Genomic DNA, 16,399 nt, shown 5'->3' with positions numbered 1-16,399 from the left:
AGCCGTGATAGGACCACATCACGCCGCAAAGCTTCCGTGAGGCGGCCGATGAGTAAGTCTTTTCTCGCCCTGGTCTTGCTGGAAACACCCGCAACCCCGGACATGGTTGCGCTTGCTGCAGCCGTCCGTGCGCGACATCCCGAACTGCCGATGGAGGTGGACGGAGGCGGCGAGGGCGGCATGCAGCAGGGTTCGCCGCTGCTCCGCTGTGGCAACGAATTCGTGGCAGTGATGTCGATGCCGGCGCCCGTTCCAGACGATTCAGGACTGTGGTCACGCGCTGCCACGACATGGCCGGAGGGCAAGGCAGTTGCAGCCCGGCACCGAGGCCATGTGATCGTTTCGGTACTTGGCCAGAAGCAGCAACCGTTGTCCGCTGCTCGTCTGACGACTGCCGTCATCGGCGCTTTGATTGCGACGATGCCGCAATGCTGCGGCGTGGTCTGGAACGGCAAGGTCGCACGATCGGCCGATCTATGGCTGGATATGTCCATGCAATCGTTCGCGCCTTACCCCGACTATCCGTCCTCGCTATGGGTCGACATACTGCCGTTCCGTTCAGCGGCCGGCATCGGCGCAGTGACGATGGGTCTATCGGCATTTGCCCAGCGTGAAATTCAGTTCGAGACCCGCAAGCTGACGCTTGCAACCTTGATGTCCAAGGTGGACGGGCTTGCCGTCTATCTGGTCGAGCACGGGCCTGTGGTCAAGGACGGTCACACGTTCGGCCGCGACGAGCACGAGCGCTTCGCGGTCAGATACAAGAACTCCGATCAGTTCGGTGGCTTGCCCGTGTTCTTCTGCAGCGACGGTTCGGCGTAATAGGCGGCATGACAGAGTCATGATGGTGCGCGGAAGGAATTACGCGCGTCGTGGTCAGGAAGGTCGTCTGACGCGTCGGGTAGGAGCACTGGCAGTGGGCAGCGTCGGCACAATGCTCTAGAGTGCATTGGACCTGTATGTAAACGAGAGAAGACGGATGGTTCGTTCCCTTCCAGAGAGGCGCCAGAGCAAAACAAAGGTCCGAAGGTTCTATGTCGTAGGTCTGGACTTCAGGTTTCAAACGGCACCGGGATGGGAGATGGAGAATCTCGTTGCTCTCGCCGGCAAGCGCGAGGTACTTATTCCACCACCGGGGCGAGGCTTCGTGGCCTTCCCTGAACCACCGCGACTTGTCATCGACAAATCTCTCGGCCGGGCTCCTACGGACTGGGAGCTCTTTCACGACTACCACCTCGTGTCCGACCGGATGAAGAGCCTTCTTGAGGCGTTGGATTTAGAGGGAGTTCGTTTTGTCAGATGCGAGACATGGTATCGACACGGCCCACCGGCGCAAACGTATTGGCTCTGCGACGTCGTCAGGGTTCTCGATGCCGTCGACGAAGCGAACTCCGTACTCGAGATCGAGTATCCCAGGCCCGATCGTAAGGTTTACAACCTGAATAGTAGAAGTTGCCTTCTCTTCAAAGAGGACGCTGTCGGAGCGGCCCATATCTTCAGGCTGCCCTTCTATCCCATGATCGTCTGCGACCAGGTGTTCAAGGATGCGTGCAAAGAGGCGGGTATGCGGGGCATCGGATTCACTGATGCGACCAAGTATTGAGCTGAAGCGTAGCTGCTGCCGATTCTGAAATCCTGTCGCATGGAAGTCCGCCGAGTAGGGCGGGAAAAACCTCGCTCTCCTTCCGTGGTCTCATCTCGCGGGAGGAATGTAAGGGGTTTGCCGCGTCTGCTGTCGGGGCTGCTCGTTGACACGTCGGGCAAAACACTGTGGTATGATCTAGAGAAAGGTGGGCCCGCGACGCTGTCGCGGGCTTTTTTGTTGCCCGTTCTTTGCAGCGGCAGGCGTCTCTTGGCGGCTCATGCGAGAACCTCGCTTCGAGCAATTGCTCGGCGCGGACGTCATGAATCTCGACGGCCCTACTCGTCGCAAGCTGCCGCTTCGCCCGACAGACAAGCAATCCAACCTCACAGTTCATTTCCTTCACTCGCATGCGGGCCAAACGTCTTTGGGCCGCGCTGATTGATGCCTTGGCGGACGCAAGAGGCTAACATGATCCAGATTCATCACATCTTGCCACAGATCCTTGCTGGCCACTTCACGCTGAAGGTCTTGGGTAATCGTTTCAACCTCAATAGCATCACGAATTTGATGGCTCTGCCATCAGATCTGCAAGCAGCTCGAGAGCTAGGATCAAGTCCTCATACGGGAGGTCATCTCGGAAGCTATAGCAAGATATTCTGCAAGTTTCTCGGTGTACTCCAGTCCCATCCATCCTTTGCCGCCGCTCAGGAAGGCGATGCCGCTGCTGTTGATCAACTGCATGCCGAACTGAACAGCTTTCTCGCCGCTGCCAAGCACGCACTGGCGAAGGGGCATTTGCTTGCCAATGCACCTTTAGGCATGACGAGCGAGGAGGGGAATAAGCGCATTGAAGATTGGTACGCAAATTGGAAAACGTATGCTGAAGAAAATCGAGACAGCATTCAGCAAATGCGGGAGACTGTCGATCAACTCCACGCCGCCGGCCAATGGGAAAACGCTTTGCGCGCCCCCGTTCTCCTTCCGGACGGCACCCGCAGTCTCGCCGACAAGATAGCGATACTAGCGCGATATCCCAAAGGCTCGCCTATTTCGCAGCACTTCACAGCTGTTGGACCTGTTCCCGATTTGCCTGGCCTCGTTCCGCCGTTTGTGGATACCCGCTTGCCAGGCTTCATCCCGCCTCGTCTTGAGGGAGTGAACAAGCCGGAAGGGTTTGCACCAAGCGACCCGCTCGCGACTTTTGGATCGCCGGGATTTCCGGTCCTATCGCCTGAATGGCAGCGTGGCATGCAATTGCCTCCCAGCACGGCATTGCCGCCCGACCCTCAAGTCCTGCAATTCCATCCAGAGACAGGCCAGCCGCTTACGTATCTTTCAGATGGGTCGCATGTTCTAGGCCCGCCGGCACCTCCTGATCAAGGCTCCGCGTTGCTGATGGGAGCTGGTGTGATTGGCACAGGCGCCCTGATGATACCTGGACTGGAGGGGCTCGGTGCTGCGATACTCTCAGGTGCGGCTGCTGCCGCTCTCACCCGACCTGCTTTCTCTGCGAGTGCCTCGGGTGCTACCCAAGTTGCAGATGGAAGTGTTTTCGCGAAAGGGGCGGCTTCTTACGATCCGTTCGACTTCGCCAGTCCTGCAGACGACCCGGAGGCGGCTCGGTCCAGCACCTTTGCAGATCGCTTCGCGAACTGGATCGACACTCCGGCAGGCACTGTGCCTGCGCAGACGTCGAATACGCCAGAAGCGCCGCCCGCTCCTGCTGCGGGAGCCGTCGCGCCCGATGAGGTTCGGCGTCTCGCCCGTGTCAACGAGTCCAACGCGACCAGTGTATTCTCGTCCGGGAGTGCACCGGTCCCCTATCTGCCTTCCCCCGATTTCGACGCTCGGTTCGGAAGCTGGACCGTGCCGACCGCTGATGGCCGGCCAGCCCAGACGAGCAGGCCGATAGGTGTATCCGCGGATGAGCCGAGCTATCTTATTCCGCCACCGATCTTCGGAGTGGAAAGTTCAGGCAATCCCCACAACGACGCTGAAGAGTGGTTCTCGCGCTGGATACGGCCGATGCTTGGGCGAGAGTGAAGAAGTTGAGCTCTTCGCATGTCGCTCAACATCGATTGTTTGCCACGTCGGGCAAAACACTGGCAGAATGGCATCATCGCAAGAATTCGGAACAGGCCCGCGGGATGCTGTAGGCTTGTTTGTTTTCGAGGGCGAGCGAGACGTTCGTCCGCTATGCAGCTGGTCCGAACCACCTCGTGAGCGCCTCCGCAAGTCCGCATCCGCGATCGTCTCCAACCCAGGCCACGTGCCCGTCGGGACGCACCAGCACGGCTTTTGGCGCGACGACTTGCCCGATCGCCGGAAGCTCCCACGCGCCGTCGTAACCGGCGCGGATGAGATTGACGCGATCTGCCCAAGAGGCGATGTCGAGATCGGGCGCCTCGCCGAAATTCAGCAGCAGCGCTTGCGCGTCATGCAGCAGCGTGAACAATCGCAGCGGCCGGCCGTCGACCATCAGGTCGAGATCGGGCATGCGGCGTCCGAGCAGCGCGTGGCCTTCGCCGAGATCGTAGCTTATGTCGAGACCGCTCATCATGGCTCCGAAACGCCTGCGCGGCTCGTCCATGGCGAGCAGCTCGGACATGACCTCGCGCGCGGCGATGAGGCCGTCCTCGGCGCGGCGGAGCAGGGCGATCTGCGCCCTCGTGTTGCGCAGCACGCGCGCGGCCACGGGATGACGTTCGGTGTGGTAGGTGTCGAGCAGGTTTGGGGGCGAGATGCCCTTGACGACCTGCGCCAGCTTCCAGCCGAGATTGACCGCATCCTGCAGGCCGGTGTTGAGGCCCTGTCCGCCCACGGAGTGATGGATATGCGCGGCATCGCCGGCGAGCAGCACGCGTCCCCTGCGATAGGAGGCGGCCTGCCGCGCCGCATCGGTGAAGCGGGAGATCCGGGTGGGATTTTTCACGCCGAAGTCGGTGCCGTACACGGCGACGAGCGCCTCGCCGAGATCGCGCAAGCTCGGCTCGCCGCGCTCGCGCATTGCTTCCGTCACGACGACCAGCACGCGCCCGCTCTCCGTCTTGCTGAGACCGTGATAGCCGAGCGCATCGTGACGCAGGCCCCATGCGGGCTCCTCGCGCATCTCGACCTCGGCCATGAGGTTGCTGAGCGTCGGATCCGAGCCGGCGAAGTCGATGCCCACTATCTTGCGCACCAGGCTGCGGCCACCGTCGCAGCCGACCAGATAATTCGCACGCAATGTGCCGCCGCTCGATAGCGCGATGTCGATGCCCATCTCGTCCTGTGCGAAGCCCGTGACCTCGCAGTTCCGATAGACTGGCACCGCGAGCTCGTCGGCCCAATAGGCCAGGATGCGCTCGATATGGCTCTGCCGCAGGGCCAGCCCGTAAGCGTGGCGGGTCGGGAGGTCGCTGATGTCGAGCTTCGTCCAGGCGAAGCCGGCGAGTTGGACGATCTGTCCTTCGCGCAGGAAGCGCTCCGCGACGCCGCGCTGATCGAGGATCTCGATGCTGCGCGCGTGCAGTCCGCCGGCGCGCATGCCACCGAGGTCCTGGCTCGCGCGGCGCTCGACGATTGCGACGTCGATCTGCGCCAGCGCGAGTTCCGCGGCGAGCATCAGCCCGGTCGGGCCGCCGCCGGCGATCACTACAGCATGGCCGGTGGCTGCCGTGCGCGTTGCGCTCGTTCGTGAGCGGGTCGTCGGAAGCAGGATTGGCATCTCGTGACCCTCGAGCCGTTGTTCGGGTCGAGGCTTCTACGCGATGACAGGGGGCTTGAAGCAAGCCCCTTGCGCACCACATATTGAGTTGGGAGGAGGGACTTCCGCTTCAGCGCTCGCCGCGTTGACGCGTCGGGCAGAACACCGGCAGAATGGCATCATCCAGATGCGTGCCGCACGTCGCGGCCTAATCGTCCTTCGACAAATCGCCGGGTTTTGTGGGCAGATCGATGGTGCCGCCGTCGCCATGCACGAGGTCGCGGTTGTTGTCTTCCGTTTCCCCGGCCTCTTCGATCATCGCTTCCTGCGTGGCGCGCTCCTTGTCGCCGCGCGGCTTTGAGCTTGGAAGATTTCGTGACGCCGTCCTGACCGTCATGGCGGGTTCTCCTGATCGCCTAACGCGGCCTTCGTGAGTTCGTTCGATTGACACGTCGGGCAAAACACTGGCAGAATGGCATCATCGAAACGAGTATGGTTCGGCCCGCGCGGAGCAATCCGCTAGCGGGCTTTATCATTTCGACGCCGAGACGGAATTCGTTTCCCTGTGATGCCCGACCGGGCCGATCGAAGCTTAATTTCGCAAAAAGCGAACTTGAGTGTTGACCCGTCGGGCAAAACACTGGCATAGTGACATCATCGCAAAGTTCGTAACACCCGCGCGGAATTCATCCGCCGCGGGTTTTTCGTTGCCTGTTTTTTGGAATCGGACGGCGGCCCACGCATCACGGCCACGCACTCGCTTGATACGCGTTCTTGGAGCGCCGATCGGCGTGCCGCCGTCCGAACCATTGCTGGCCGTGCACGCGCGAACGTGCCGGCTCGCGGCGCCGGGCTTGTTGCCCGCGCCGCTGCGGTCTCCGGGACCGGAGATAGGGTTCGCGCCCGAAACGATCGCGCCTCATTGCGCGATCTGCCGCGCATATTGTTTTCGGGAGAGACGATGACCGCCTATCTGATATCGCTGGCCCTGGCGGGCCTCGTCGCAATCGTGCTGTGGGAGACGTTGTCGTGAGCGAGGAGATCATGGAATGTGAGCCCGAGCCTGCACCGGTCCGCTTGCCCGCGCGCGGCAAGATGTCGAGGGCACACACCCTGACCGAAATTCGCTCTCTTGCGCGGAGCCACACAAGAACCGCCATCAGGGTGCTCGTCGGCGTCATGCGCAGTGAGGACGCAACGCCGGCGGCGCGCGTCTCGGCTGCCAATGCGATCCTGGATCGCGGCTGGGGCAAGGCCGCCCAGCCGGTCGAAAATGGCGAAGACGGAGTGCTCGAATTGATCCACCGGATCGAACGCATCATCGTGCACCCGGCAAGGCCGGGTAGCGGTGACGCTGTTCATGAGACCGCGGAGATCCCGATCTGCAAGCTCACCTCGATTGATCATTGATCCGTCGGGCAAAACACTGGCAGAATGGCATCATCGACAGAAGTTGGTGTTGCCCGCGCGGACGCAGTCCGGCGCGGGTCTTTCGTCTTGATGCTTTCGGCTAGTTCCTGGTCTGCTTGCCCGCCGGGCGCTGTCCGGCATAGGCGCTGCACCTGGTCGCTGCAATAAGACAGCTTTCGGCCATCGCCGGTGAAGTGTCCGTTGTCGATGATCCAGAGGATGACGGTCTTGTCGTCGATCTTCTTGAACATCAGGTTCTCGTGGTCCGGAGTAGAGGCCTTGTCTTGCACGCTGGCAGCCTCCGAGCCCGAAGCAGGCTGCATCCTGCAGGCCGCGCCGATCCTGACGGTGTCGGGAAGCTGACCTCGCGTATTTTCTATCTTGCAAATGTTGGAGGCCGTCGTGATCGATTTGCCGGCGAACGTAACGATGGTGTCGTTGAATTTCGCGCAGCGGTCATCGAAATCGGCGCCTGCCGTCGCGTAGACGCCATCCCGCGGATCGGCCTGCTTGAGGGCTCGATCCTGCTCGGACTTCCGCCTCGCTTCCACCTTGGCTCTCGGGGTCGCCTCGGCCAGCGCGCGCTGCGTCTCCAGAGGGCAGTAGGCCGCACGCCACGCATTTGTCGGCAGCTATCGGCGGGGCTTCTTGGCCAACAGCTGCAGGCTTCGAACCCGCATACAACCAGCCCATACGATGCGATACGGGACCGTGGTACGTCACCACATCAGGGCATAGACGGAAACTACAACGTCAGCCCGAATGGGCAGCGGGGTATCAATCTGACGCATCCTGCGTCGCACTCTCCAGTCAACGGCATCGTGCCAAATGCTGGCGGGTAGAAGCGCGATCAGGGATGCCAATGGCATGTCGCACGAGCTTCTGCACACGCACCCCAGATATGTCAGCGTAGGCGATCCGGTCGTTGCAGGGCAGTTGGTCGGCTCGATGGGCAACACAGGAGTGATCGAGCCGTATATCGAAAGCGGCGATCATCATCTTCATTATCAGCTGAAGGACCCCGCCGGTCGTCGCCTCAAGCCTTGTGGCGCAGGCTCACCGGCCTGCCTTAGGGCGAGCGAGCGCATCCATTGTCCATCCTGAAAATTCCGACGGCCAAGATCTTCGAGCCGCTGCTGCAACCCGCGCGCTACAAGGGGATTTACGGGGGGCGCGGCTCGGGCAAATCGCATTTTTTCGGCGAGCTTCTGGTCGAGACCTGCCAGGCCGAACGCGGCACGCTCGCGGTCTGCATCCGCGAGGCGCAACGCACGCTGGCGCAATCGTCGAAGCGTTTGATCGAAGGGAAGATTGCAAGCCTCGGTCTCGGCCACGGCTTCAAGCTGTTCAGCGACAAGATCGAGACGCCCGGGAACGGGCTGATCATCTTCCGCGGGCTTCAGGACGACGCCGGAAAATACCGGCTAATGATGAAGGCGAGGGATGCCGTCACGGCAAAGTCGATGCCGCCGGTGCAGCGGCCGGGCCTGGCGGCGAGCAGAGGTGAGCGTAACCAGCACGATCTGCGAACATTGAGCGCCCGGCTTTCGAACACGGGCGAACTGAAGGACGCGGTCGCACTGTATCAAGCGAGGAGAGCGCGCGGCGAGTGAAGAAAAAGGTCATGGCCCGTCGGCGCAGGTTGACAATGTTCTTCATTCGTTCAATTGTTGCCCGACAACCTAGACGGGTTTGCCTTCCCCGGAGAATGAATTGAATTTTTCGGCGTTCCAATGGCTATCGACCATCGTCCTCGATGTTCTCATCAAGTTCGTGCTCGTGACGGCCGTGGGTCTTCTTGTGACTTATGGTCTCATATCCCTCGATTCGCTGGTCATGGCGGCCATCTCACTATCGCTGTTGCATTTTGTCTGCCTCTTCGCGGGGGCAACTCTTGTCGTGACGCCGGAGCTATTTGGGATCCGATTGTCGCCGATACCGAGGTTCATAGCGAGCGTGGCGCTCGCCAACATGTTGTTTGTCGGCGTCCTTGTGGTCTTGATGTGGCCTGGTCCGAACGACATCCCGCGAACCGCGGACGGACCCATTGTCGCGGCTCTTGTCTTGGCCGCGACCAATCTCGTTGCGCTGTTCGCCGTTGCTGCCGCCGGCTGCCTGATCAGGCGGCTTAAGCCGGCGAGACGCGCTGACGAATCCTCCCCAGCGGCGTAGCCGGCTTTTTGCGGATCTTCCAGTTTCCGAGGTTGGACTCTCAACGTTGAGACAGGAAGTCGCGCGGGTCCGATGTTCATCGGCCGCGTGTCGCCGCTGCGATCAGCGGAGGGTGAGCCCCGCATCCGCGCCATTGCTACCCTTCGGTCGTCACGAGCGACCTACGTTACCGATGTCCAATCCTCGATCATCGAAACTCGCGTGCCTCAAGTCGCGCGTTAATTTTCGTTGCAACCAATCGGAGTATTCCGCGTGGATCCCACGATGCAATCACCAATCCAACGTAAAATTCCCTTTTCAGGCGGTCGCCAGATCACCGTGCCGAGCGGGCCGCACCACTACCAAAGGGAGCAGTGGGTCGGGAGCACGACGCAGGGCAATACGCCTCAATCCGCTTTTGAATCGCTCAAAAGGCACGCGACACCTTTTCAAGGCGATCAGATCAGCGCTGATGGAGCCGTCATCGATGTCCGAGGTTTGGGCCCGATACGGCAACACGTGGATGACGACCGATTGACGATCGTGAACACGACGATGCCTGGTCACGTTCTCCATCCGGGCAACGTGTTCCGTTCGATCGTACAGAGAGGCGACGATCTATATGTCGTGACGGAGGGATATGGGACGGGAATTCTTCCCGGCCCGAACGAGGGGGGCAAATTCATCTGGTCTTGGCCGGATCACAAGATTCGACGTGAACTCAACCCCTATCCGACGCTCGGCTATCCCATGGACGAGATGAACGCGTCTGCAGCTACGGGAGTTCGAGCGGGCGCCGAGGCCCAGACCAGTTCATCATCGGACGCCGAAAGACCGGAGCGTCGGATCTCGCCGCCGATCTTCTTCTCGCCGTACTGACCGGCCGTCCACGTCAACAAGGAGGGAATCATGTCCGACGATCAACGAGACTTTGTCGAACGTGCGGAGTCCATCACCGGAAATCTCTACGGCGAGCCGATGTCACCGAAGCGGATCGCGGAGAACTTCGCACTCTACGGGCTGAAGAAGCGCGTGGCGGCACTCGAGAGGTTCGATGCAGAATTGGCTGGCGAGATCGACTCGAGTCCGCATAGTCTGCGGAAGCGCGTTCGGCTCGTCGATCTGCGCCGACGCATGGGCGACGTGCATGAAGCACTGCGCAAAGCAAAGCGATGACTCATCCGTTGCTCACGGCGCTTGCGCAGGCGCGCCTGCGCGATGCACCGATGTTCGCCAAGTGGTGCGAGCTGAATGGCTTGAGCGCCTGTCCAGCGGCGCCTGCGTCGGTGGCGCGTTTTGTGACCGATTGTGCGTCGCTCGGCATGGATCGGCTGTGGCCAGCTGTGCAGGACATATCGCGGATGCATGTGGCGCTGGGTCTTGCGGACCCAACACTCGGTGGCGCGGCGGCAAGTGAGCTCGATCGCGGCCATTCCTCCGCCGCGGTCCTGGCCGGACCCGTTCAAGCGCCGGTTCGCCACCTTACCGTATGACATCCAGATTCATCTCGCCTCTCGGGAAGCTCAACGGGAACGCGCGCTCCGGCGCGCGCAGAACGATGCTGCATCCGCCCGCCGGGCGTTGGCGGCACTCAAGGCACAAAAGAAGGACGGAAAGACCAATGGCAACGAAGCATCAGCGCCTGATGACGATTGAGGACAGGATCGAGGAGCTGCGCGGCGAGATTGACGGCATCATCGACGCGCGTGTGGCCGCGATCGCAGGCGAGAGCCCCGGCGTCCCCGCAGGCGTGATCCGCAACCTCCTGACCGCCCGGGCGCCGTCCTGCCGCTGCGCGCAGTATATCGAACTGTGCGTCAAGGATGCCAAGACGCAGGACTGACGATCGGGCTAGGACGACTTTTTCAACCGTGCAGCGACGACCAATGGCGCTGTCTCTTTCACATTCAGGATTCAGAAATGACGCTCTACAAATGGTCTCAAACGGCCTCCGCCGACGCAACGGCCGATTCGACGATCAACTGGACGGAGGGCCAGTCGCCCTCCAGTGTCAACGACTCGGCGCGCGCGATGATGGCGGCGGTAGCCAAGTATCGAGACGATATCTCTGGGGTGATCGCGACCGGCGGCACGTCAACGGCCTACACAGTGACGACATATCAGGTTTTTGACACGCTTGCCCACCTTAATGGACAGATGATCGCCTTCGCGCCTCATGTCACCTGCGGCGCGACCGTGACGCTCAATGTGGATGGTCTTGGAGCAAAGCCATTGCGCCTAGCTCCGATTGGCTTGTCAGGATTTCCTAACGTCGAACTACAGGCTGGCGTGCTGATCCAAGGCACACCATATGTCGCCACCTACAATCATGCTGACGGCGCCTTCTATCTGCAGGGCTTCATGCCTGATCCGTTCAGCATCCCGCTTGGGTCCAGCATCGACTATTGGGGGCCGACCGCTCCGAGCAGCGCGTTTGCCTTGGCCTACGGGCAGGCTATCTCGCGAACGACCTATGCGACGCTATTTTCGCTGCTCGGAACGACCTACGGGACTGGAGACGGCTCTACCACGTTCAATATCCCGGATCTCCGAGGGCGAGTGGTTGCTGGCAAGGATGATATGGGCGGTTCCTCGGCTAGCCGTCTTACGGCGTCTTATTTTGGTGGTGCAGCAACCAATCTTGGTGCGACCGGCGGCTCGGAGAGCCATACCCTGACCGCTGCACAATTGGCCTCACATACACACTTGAATACGTTGTCCGATCCTGGACACGTGCACTCGTATCAACGTGCTGAGTTCGGCGAACAGAAGCCGTCGTCCGGCGGCAATGCGCCGTTTGCTACCTATTCCTCGCAAAATACGGGGGCGGCGGCCACTGGGATCACTATCAACAACGTCGCAGCGGGCGGTGGCAACGGTCACAATAATACGCAACCGACGATTATCGCCAATAAGCTGTTGCGGATTGTTTAGAGCGATCTGTGCCACCGCATCATTTGGTGATCTCGCGGGATGATGGACCCGACAGCATCTCTTGGAAAAAAGATAAAATCTCGATGGCCGGTCAATCCAAATTTGGGATGAGGACTCTGTGAGAGTTCTTCTATTCGTGCGTACCTTTTCCCAAGAAACATAATTCCTAAATAGCCGAGATCGCTGAAGAACTCTAGCAACGGGGCAATTTCCCCGAGCATGCTCTCAAACTGGACAACCGGAGAGAATCGACGGATTAGATGCTCTCCGCCACGAAAAACGTTGAGTTCGTGCCCTTCTACGTCGCACTTGATGAATTTCAAGTTCGAGATTGGTCCGAGATCATCTACTCTCGCGAGTTTAACGGGTATTGAACTGCCGATGTCCCTAGAGAGAGAAGCGCTCCCGTCTCCGGGGCGCTTTCTTGACAGCTGAGATACGCCGTCGGTGTCGGACAAAGCAAGATTCACAATCTCAACATTCGGTCCAAGGCGGCGCTGACGAATATACTGGGCCATCTCTGGCTGAGGTTCGATTGCGAGAACCCGCCCGTGAGGTCCAACAGCTTTTGCTAACCAATACGAGTAAATGCCCTTATTGGCGCCAATGTCCAAGACGGTGGCGCCGGTAAGCTGCAAGTGCAGAAGAGTTTTGAGTTGCAAGCTCTCGGTCCTGAACCTGTAGCGCAGGCACCGGAGCAAAAAATGGACATCCTCAAGCATGACTTGAGGCTACTACTAAACCCCCCATTCGAGTCAACCCATGGTAGACCTAAACGCCCTCACGCGGGCGAACGAGACACGCTGGTTGAAAGCCAAGCCAACCCGCCAAGCCGAGGCTGCCAAAGTCGCTTTGCGCCTTTACAAGGCCAGGCGCCGATACCAAGCCGTCGAACAAGAGACAGGCGTCCCTTGGCCGGTGATTGCCGTCATTCACGAACGGGAATCCTCTCAGGACTGGAAGGCTTCCCTGGCGCAGGGTGACCCCTGGAACCGCGTCTCGGTCCATGTTCCGGCTGGGCGAGGCCCGTTCGCCTCGTGGGAGGAGGCCGCGATCGACGCTCTGGTCAAGTGCCCGCCCTTCCTTGCGCGCCACAAGGATTGGTCGATCGCCGCAGCGCTGACCGCGCTCGAGACCTACAACGGCATCGGCTACGCGGCACGGGGCGTGCCGTCGCCCTACCTTTGGGCCGGTACCAACCAATACCGCGCCGGCAAATATGTTCGGGACGGCGTCTACGATCCAGGCAAGGTCGACCCGCAACTCGGTTGTGCGGCGCTGATGATCGCTCTGATGGGGCTCGATTCCGAAATCAGCTTCGCGGGAGCGGCCGCGAAGAGCCTGCCGTCCGGCACCCCGACAAAGCCTTCACTGACGAACCCGTCGAAGGGCTCGATCGGCGCGTTCGTGGTCAATCTGGTCAGAGCGATCTTTGGAAGGAAGTGAACATGCGGACACTGCTCGACATTACCCTCTTCGCGGCTGGCTTTGCCACCAGCTGGTTTTGCAAGGACCCGATCCTTCGGCTCCAGACTGGCACCGACACCCTGATCAAGTCGCTCGAGGCAAGACTTGCGACGCCGCGGAGCAAATCGTGATGCTCGCAAGAATAAAGGCGATCTGCCTGCACTCCATGACCATCGCCTGGAGCTATTGCGTCGCAGTCGCCGGCGCACTGGCGTCGACCATCGACGACCTCGCCGACGCGCTGGGCAATCCTGACGTCAAGGATCAGATCAGCGCGGCCATCGGTGACGTCAAGACAACGGGACGAATCCTGCTGGTGATCTCCGTCGTGACGGTTATCGCACGGCTGCGCACCCTTCGGAGGAAAGATCGATGTGGATGACGCTCATCTCGTTTCTTGGCGGCCCCGTCGTTAAGGCGCTGATCGAAGCCTATAGCGCGAAACTGAAAGCCGAGAATGTCGACACAAAGATTGCGGCGGATCTCGCCGCGAGTGAGATTTCGGCGCAGACGGCTGAAACTAAAGCAGTCATGCAATACAGAATCGCGGAGATCGGGCACTGGTATGAGCCGGACAAACTGATGGGCTACTGCGTCGCTCTCTATTTTGCGAAACTCCTCGTCTTCGACAAGGTTTTCGGCCTCGGATCCACTGATCCTTTGGCGGGATTCGCGGCGAAGACGGCCAATCTCGTCGTCGCCTTCTATTTCGCCAAACGCGGTTTCGAAAATGTTGCAAGGATCATCAAGCGGTGAAGACGCCAGACGACGAAATCAGAGCGATAGTTGCGGAGACGTTGATCGAGCAGCACAGGCTGCAGCAGGACAACATCGATGCGATCGTATTGAAAGCGGTGGCGTCGGTGCTGGCTTCTTTCGGAATCGAGGACGACGATCGGAAGGAACTGAGGGCTGACTTTCAGCATCTGCGAAGGTGGCGAAAGAGCGTGGAGCAGGCACAGAGTTACACTTTCAAAGCCGTAATCACAGTGCTTGCCACCGGCCTGATGGGAGCCGTCTGGCTCGGAGTCAAGGTCGTGCTGAGCAAATGAACGTTCGGTAGGCGCGCCGGCGGCCGCGCGTTTCCTGGCGAATAGGTCGTCTCATGTACAGAATTCGCATTGTCGATACATCCGACGACGACATCGTCGATACATTATCCGATCTGCATCGATTGACGTTCTTCGATGCCGCTGGAATGCCTCAATTTGAGTTGGGAGCGTGGTGGTTGGCCTATCAGGGTGATGATGCCGTCGCCTTCGCCGGTGTCCTTCCATCGACGCATGTCAGAAATGGCGGCTACTTCTCCAGAGTCGGGGTGCTGCAGCGACACTGGGGACGAGGCCTTCAGCGCAGGATGATGCGTGTGGTTGAGGCGAGGGGACGGCGTATCGGATGGGGCAGTATCGTCTCTGATACGACGGACAATCCCGTTTCTGCGAACAACTTCATCCAGGCGGGCTATCGGCTGTTTGAACCAGAGGCGCCCTGGGCTTGGTCGCATTCGCTTTATTGGCGAAAGTTGCTTCGCTGAGCAGGGTTTCCCGCGATGCGGAACGTAGCCCTCATGCGCAGTAGCGCGAGTTGCAGCACAGCCTCGTGCGCGCACAATGTCGAACGGCCCGGCAGCTTGATGGCTGCCGGGCCCTTTTTGCGTTTTCAGGTATGTGGTTGAAGCACTTGCGAAGTTGGTTGCGCCGGGCTTTAAGTTTGCTCTCGCAGGAAATCGGCGACCACAAGCCGATGTAAGGGAGCGTCATCGATGTCTACCAAGCCCCAATTGCCCGAGCGTCCCCCGCGAGCAACGGAAGGGCCTGCGGCGCTCGATGGTCTGCTGGTCGTCGATTTTACGCGCGTGGTTGCCGGCCCCGCCTGCACGCAGACGCTGGCTGATTTCGGCGCGCGTGTCATCAAGATCGAGAATCCGGACGGTGGTGACGATACACGCGCATATGAGCACGCCGAAATCGGCGGCGAGAGCGCTGCTTATCTTAGCCTCAACCGCAACAAGCTCGGCATCGCGCTGGACCTCGCTGTGCCCGAGGGCCGCGAGATCGCCCTGGATCTGATCCGCAGGGCCGACGTGGTCGTCGAGAATTTTTCGAGCGGGGTCATGAAGAAATTCGGCCTTGACTACGACGCGGTCTCGCCGCTCAACCCTCGGCTGGTCTATTGCTCGATCTCAGCCTATGGGCGCTCCGGGCCTTTCGCCTCGCGTCCCGGCTTCGATCCCATCACCCAGGCGGAAAGCGGCTTCATGTCGCTCAACGGATTTGCCGACGGTCCCCCGGTTCGCACCGGCCCACCCATCGTGGACATTGCCACGGGAATGTCGGCGTGTAACGCAATTCTTCTCGCTCTGCTGGCGCGGGATCGCCTGGGCCGCGGCCAGCACGTCGAGGTTGCCCTGTTCGACATAGCAATGGCAATGACAGGTTTCTACGGTATGGCCTATCTGATCAATGGTCAAAATCCCGGCCGGTTCGGAAATTCGCCGAGCGGATCTCCCACTGTCGGGGTCTATGAGGCTTCCGATGGCCCACTCTACATGGCCTGCGCCAACGACCGGCTCTATCGCCGGCTGGTCGTCGAGGTGCTGGATCGGCCTGATCTCGTCACCGACCCGCAATTCGCAACGCGCAAGGCGCGTTCGGAGAACAAGGAGCTGCTGCGGGCAACCATCGCGGAAGTCTTCGCAAGCGATACCCTCGAGAACTGGATGGCGAAGATGAAGCGGGCCAATATTCCGGTCGGCTATCTCCGCACCGTCGAGGAGGGCTTTAACGCACCCGAGGCCCGCGACCGACATCGCCTGAGCCGGATCCCGCATCCTACCGCCGACTGGGTCCCGAACATCGAGACGCCGATTACCATGAGTCTAACCGCCTCGATCGATCCCGTGGCCGCACCTTTGTTGGGCGAGCATACCACGGACGTCTTGCGTGACACGCTTGGTTATGACCAGCGTCGGATAACTGAGTTTGCCAAAAGGGGAGCTTTTGGATCGGGCAAGCCCTCAGTTTGAGACTGAACGCTTAACTTTGTCGGAGGCATCGCGGGGCTTCCAGATCGTTGCTTCACGATGCTGGCCGCGATATCGCCTACTTTCCGCCAGCCGGCTCGGATCGGTCGGCTTGATTTGGCGATATTCCCGCCGCATAAATGTG

At 60.3% G+C, this 16,399-nt stretch carries 22 protein-coding genes and 1 pseudogene; 19 read left to right on the top strand and 4 right to left on the bottom strand.

The annotated features are described in order from the left end of the window. Positions 1 to 48 precede the first annotated feature (48 nt). From ACNJYB_RS27115 to ACNJYB_RS27105, 3 genes are all read left to right on the top strand, one after another. On the top strand, positions 49 to 822 hold the full coding sequence (locus ACNJYB_RS27115; protein ID WP_439369565.1) for a DUF4261 domain-containing protein: 774 nt from the start codon (positions 49 to 51) through the stop codon (positions 820 to 822). Between the two features lie 157 nt (positions 823 to 979). Next, a complete protein-coding gene (locus tag ACNJYB_RS27110; RefSeq protein ID WP_439369563.1) occupies positions 980 to 1,603 on the top strand; it encodes an imm11 family protein in 624 nt (207 codons plus the stop codon). Between the two features lie 450 nt (positions 1,604 to 2,053). Beyond that, positions 2,054 to 3,628: a hypothetical protein gene (locus ACNJYB_RS27105; protein WP_439369561.1), complete on the top strand. Its 1,575-nt coding sequence runs from the start codon at positions 2,054 to 2,056 to the stop codon at positions 3,626 to 3,628. A gap of 151 nt (positions 3,629 to 3,779) precedes the next feature. Here ACNJYB_RS27105 and ACNJYB_RS27100 read toward each other — a convergent pair whose 3' ends face one another. Together ACNJYB_RS27100 and ACNJYB_RS27095 are read right to left on the bottom strand one after the other, a co-directional pair. Next, positions 3,780 to 5,291: an FAD-dependent monooxygenase gene (locus ACNJYB_RS27100; protein WP_439369560.1), complete on the bottom strand. Its 1,512-nt coding sequence runs from the start codon at positions 5,289 to 5,291 to the stop codon at positions 3,780 to 3,782. Positions 5,292 to 5,478: 187 nt separating this feature from the next. Beyond that, entirely contained in the window at positions 5,479 to 5,667 is a 189-nt protein-coding gene (locus tag ACNJYB_RS27095) for a hypothetical protein (RefSeq protein ID WP_439369557.1), read from the bottom strand. A 698-nt stretch (positions 5,668 to 6,365) separates the two neighbouring features. On the opposite strand from ACNJYB_RS27095, the gene ACNJYB_RS27090 reads away from it, so the two are divergent. Continuing rightward, entirely contained in the window at positions 6,366 to 6,680 is a 315-nt protein-coding gene (locus ACNJYB_RS27090; protein WP_439375655.1) for a hypothetical protein, read from the top strand. On the opposite strand, the gene ACNJYB_RS27085 is transcribed toward ACNJYB_RS27090, so the two are convergent. Next, on the bottom strand, positions 6,674 to 7,231 hold the full coding sequence (locus ACNJYB_RS27085) for a hypothetical protein (protein ID WP_439369556.1): 558 nt from the start codon (positions 7,229 to 7,231) through the stop codon (positions 6,674 to 6,676). The two genes, ACNJYB_RS27090 and ACNJYB_RS27085, sit on opposite strands and share 7 nt — an antisense overlap. A 316-nt stretch (positions 7,232 to 7,547) precedes the next feature. Between ACNJYB_RS27085 and ACNJYB_RS27080 the strand changes: the two genes are divergently transcribed. The 8 genes and pseudogenes from ACNJYB_RS27080 (at position 7,548) to ACNJYB_RS27045 (ending at position 11,765) form a co-directional block, all read left to right on the top strand. Next, positions 7,548 to 7,784 (top strand): hypothetical protein, encoded by a 237-nt coding sequence (locus ACNJYB_RS27080; RefSeq protein ID WP_439369554.1) that lies wholly within the window; start codon positions 7,548 to 7,550, stop codon positions 7,782 to 7,784. Continuing rightward, positions 7,772 to 8,086, top strand: a pseudogene (locus ACNJYB_RS27075) (phage terminase large subunit); the annotation flags it as partial. The gene ACNJYB_RS27080 and the pseudogene ACNJYB_RS27075, both read left to right, overlap by 13 nt. A gap of 307 nt (positions 8,087 to 8,393) precedes the next feature. Next, positions 8,394 to 8,852: a hypothetical protein gene (locus ACNJYB_RS27070; protein ID WP_439369552.1), complete on the top strand. Its 459-nt coding sequence runs from the start codon at positions 8,394 to 8,396 to the stop codon at positions 8,850 to 8,852. Positions 8,853 to 9,116: 264 nt separating this feature from the next. Beyond that, positions 9,117 to 9,710, top strand: coding sequence for a hypothetical protein (locus tag ACNJYB_RS27065; RefSeq protein WP_439369551.1), 594 nt, complete (start codon positions 9,117 to 9,119; stop codon positions 9,708 to 9,710). 30 nt (positions 9,711 to 9,740) lie between these two features. Next, positions 9,741 to 10,007 (top strand): hypothetical protein, encoded by a 267-nt coding sequence (locus tag ACNJYB_RS27060; protein ID WP_439369549.1) that lies wholly within the window; start codon positions 9,741 to 9,743, stop codon positions 10,005 to 10,007. Beyond that, positions 10,004 to 10,324 (top strand): hypothetical protein, encoded by a 321-nt coding sequence (locus ACNJYB_RS27055; protein WP_439369547.1) that lies wholly within the window; start codon positions 10,004 to 10,006, stop codon positions 10,322 to 10,324. The genes ACNJYB_RS27060 and ACNJYB_RS27055 overlap by 4 nt, the downstream gene beginning before the upstream one ends. A 128-nt stretch (positions 10,325 to 10,452) precedes the next feature. Continuing rightward, positions 10,453 to 10,674 carry a hypothetical protein gene (locus ACNJYB_RS27050; RefSeq protein ID WP_439369545.1) on the top strand — a complete coding sequence of 74 codons (222 nt, stop codon included), beginning with the start codon at positions 10,453 to 10,455 and terminating at the stop codon, positions 10,672 to 10,674. Between the two features lie 77 nt (positions 10,675 to 10,751). Then, positions 10,752 to 11,765 (top strand): phage tail protein, encoded by a 1,014-nt coding sequence (locus ACNJYB_RS27045; protein WP_439369543.1) that lies wholly within the window; start codon positions 10,752 to 10,754, stop codon positions 11,763 to 11,765. On the opposite strand, the gene ACNJYB_RS27040 is transcribed toward ACNJYB_RS27045, so the two are convergent. Then, a complete protein-coding gene (locus tag ACNJYB_RS27040) occupies positions 11,762 to 12,427 on the bottom strand; it encodes an FkbM family methyltransferase (protein WP_439369541.1) in 666 nt (221 codons plus the stop codon). The genes ACNJYB_RS27045 and ACNJYB_RS27040 overlap by 4 nt on opposite strands. 145 nt (positions 12,428 to 12,572) lie before the next feature. Here ACNJYB_RS27040 and ACNJYB_RS27035 point away from each other — a divergent pair, with 145 nt between their 5' ends. From ACNJYB_RS27035 to ACNJYB_RS27005, 7 genes are all read left to right on the top strand, one after another. Beyond that, the gene (locus tag ACNJYB_RS27035) at positions 12,573 to 13,211 is read left to right on the top strand and encodes a hypothetical protein (protein ID WP_439369540.1); all 639 of its coding nucleotides are present in this window, start codon (positions 12,573 to 12,575) and stop codon (positions 13,209 to 13,211) included. 2 nt (positions 13,212 to 13,213) lie between these two features. Further along, the gene (locus ACNJYB_RS27030; RefSeq protein ID WP_439369538.1) at positions 13,214 to 13,363 is read left to right on the top strand and encodes a hypothetical protein; all 150 of its coding nucleotides are present in this window, start codon (positions 13,214 to 13,216) and stop codon (positions 13,361 to 13,363) included. Positions 13,364 to 13,398: 35 nt separating this feature from the next. After that, the gene (locus ACNJYB_RS27025) at positions 13,399 to 13,614 is read left to right on the top strand and encodes a hypothetical protein (RefSeq protein WP_439369536.1); all 216 of its coding nucleotides are present in this window, start codon (positions 13,399 to 13,401) and stop codon (positions 13,612 to 13,614) included. Next, positions 13,605 to 13,988 carry a hypothetical protein gene (locus ACNJYB_RS27020; RefSeq protein ID WP_439369534.1) on the top strand — a complete coding sequence of 128 codons (384 nt, stop codon included), beginning with the start codon at positions 13,605 to 13,607 and terminating at the stop codon, positions 13,986 to 13,988. The genes ACNJYB_RS27025 and ACNJYB_RS27020 overlap by 10 nt, the downstream gene beginning before the upstream one ends. Continuing rightward, the gene (locus ACNJYB_RS27015; protein ID WP_439369533.1) at positions 13,985 to 14,284 is read left to right on the top strand and encodes a hypothetical protein; all 300 of its coding nucleotides are present in this window, start codon (positions 13,985 to 13,987) and stop codon (positions 14,282 to 14,284) included. The genes ACNJYB_RS27020 and ACNJYB_RS27015 overlap by 4 nt, the downstream gene beginning before the upstream one ends. A 53-nt stretch (positions 14,285 to 14,337) precedes the next feature. After that, complete coding sequence (locus ACNJYB_RS27010; protein WP_439369532.1) at positions 14,338 to 14,766, top strand: GNAT family N-acetyltransferase; 429 nt, start codon at positions 14,338 to 14,340, stop codon at positions 14,764 to 14,766. A gap of 228 nt (positions 14,767 to 14,994) precedes the next feature. Beyond that, positions 14,995 to 16,257: a CaiB/BaiF CoA transferase family protein gene (locus tag ACNJYB_RS27005; protein ID WP_439369530.1), complete on the top strand. Its 1,263-nt coding sequence runs from the start codon at positions 14,995 to 14,997 to the stop codon at positions 16,255 to 16,257. The last annotated feature ends 142 nt before the right edge of the window (positions 16,258 to 16,399 follow it).

It is taken from the genome of Bradyrhizobium sp. SMVTL-02, assembly GCF_051853005.1.
Classification (GTDB): Bacteria; Pseudomonadota; Alphaproteobacteria; order Rhizobiales; family Xanthobacteraceae; genus Bradyrhizobium.
Note: the sequence above shows the minus strand (reverse complement) of the source record. Positions and strands in the feature narration are given on the sequence as shown.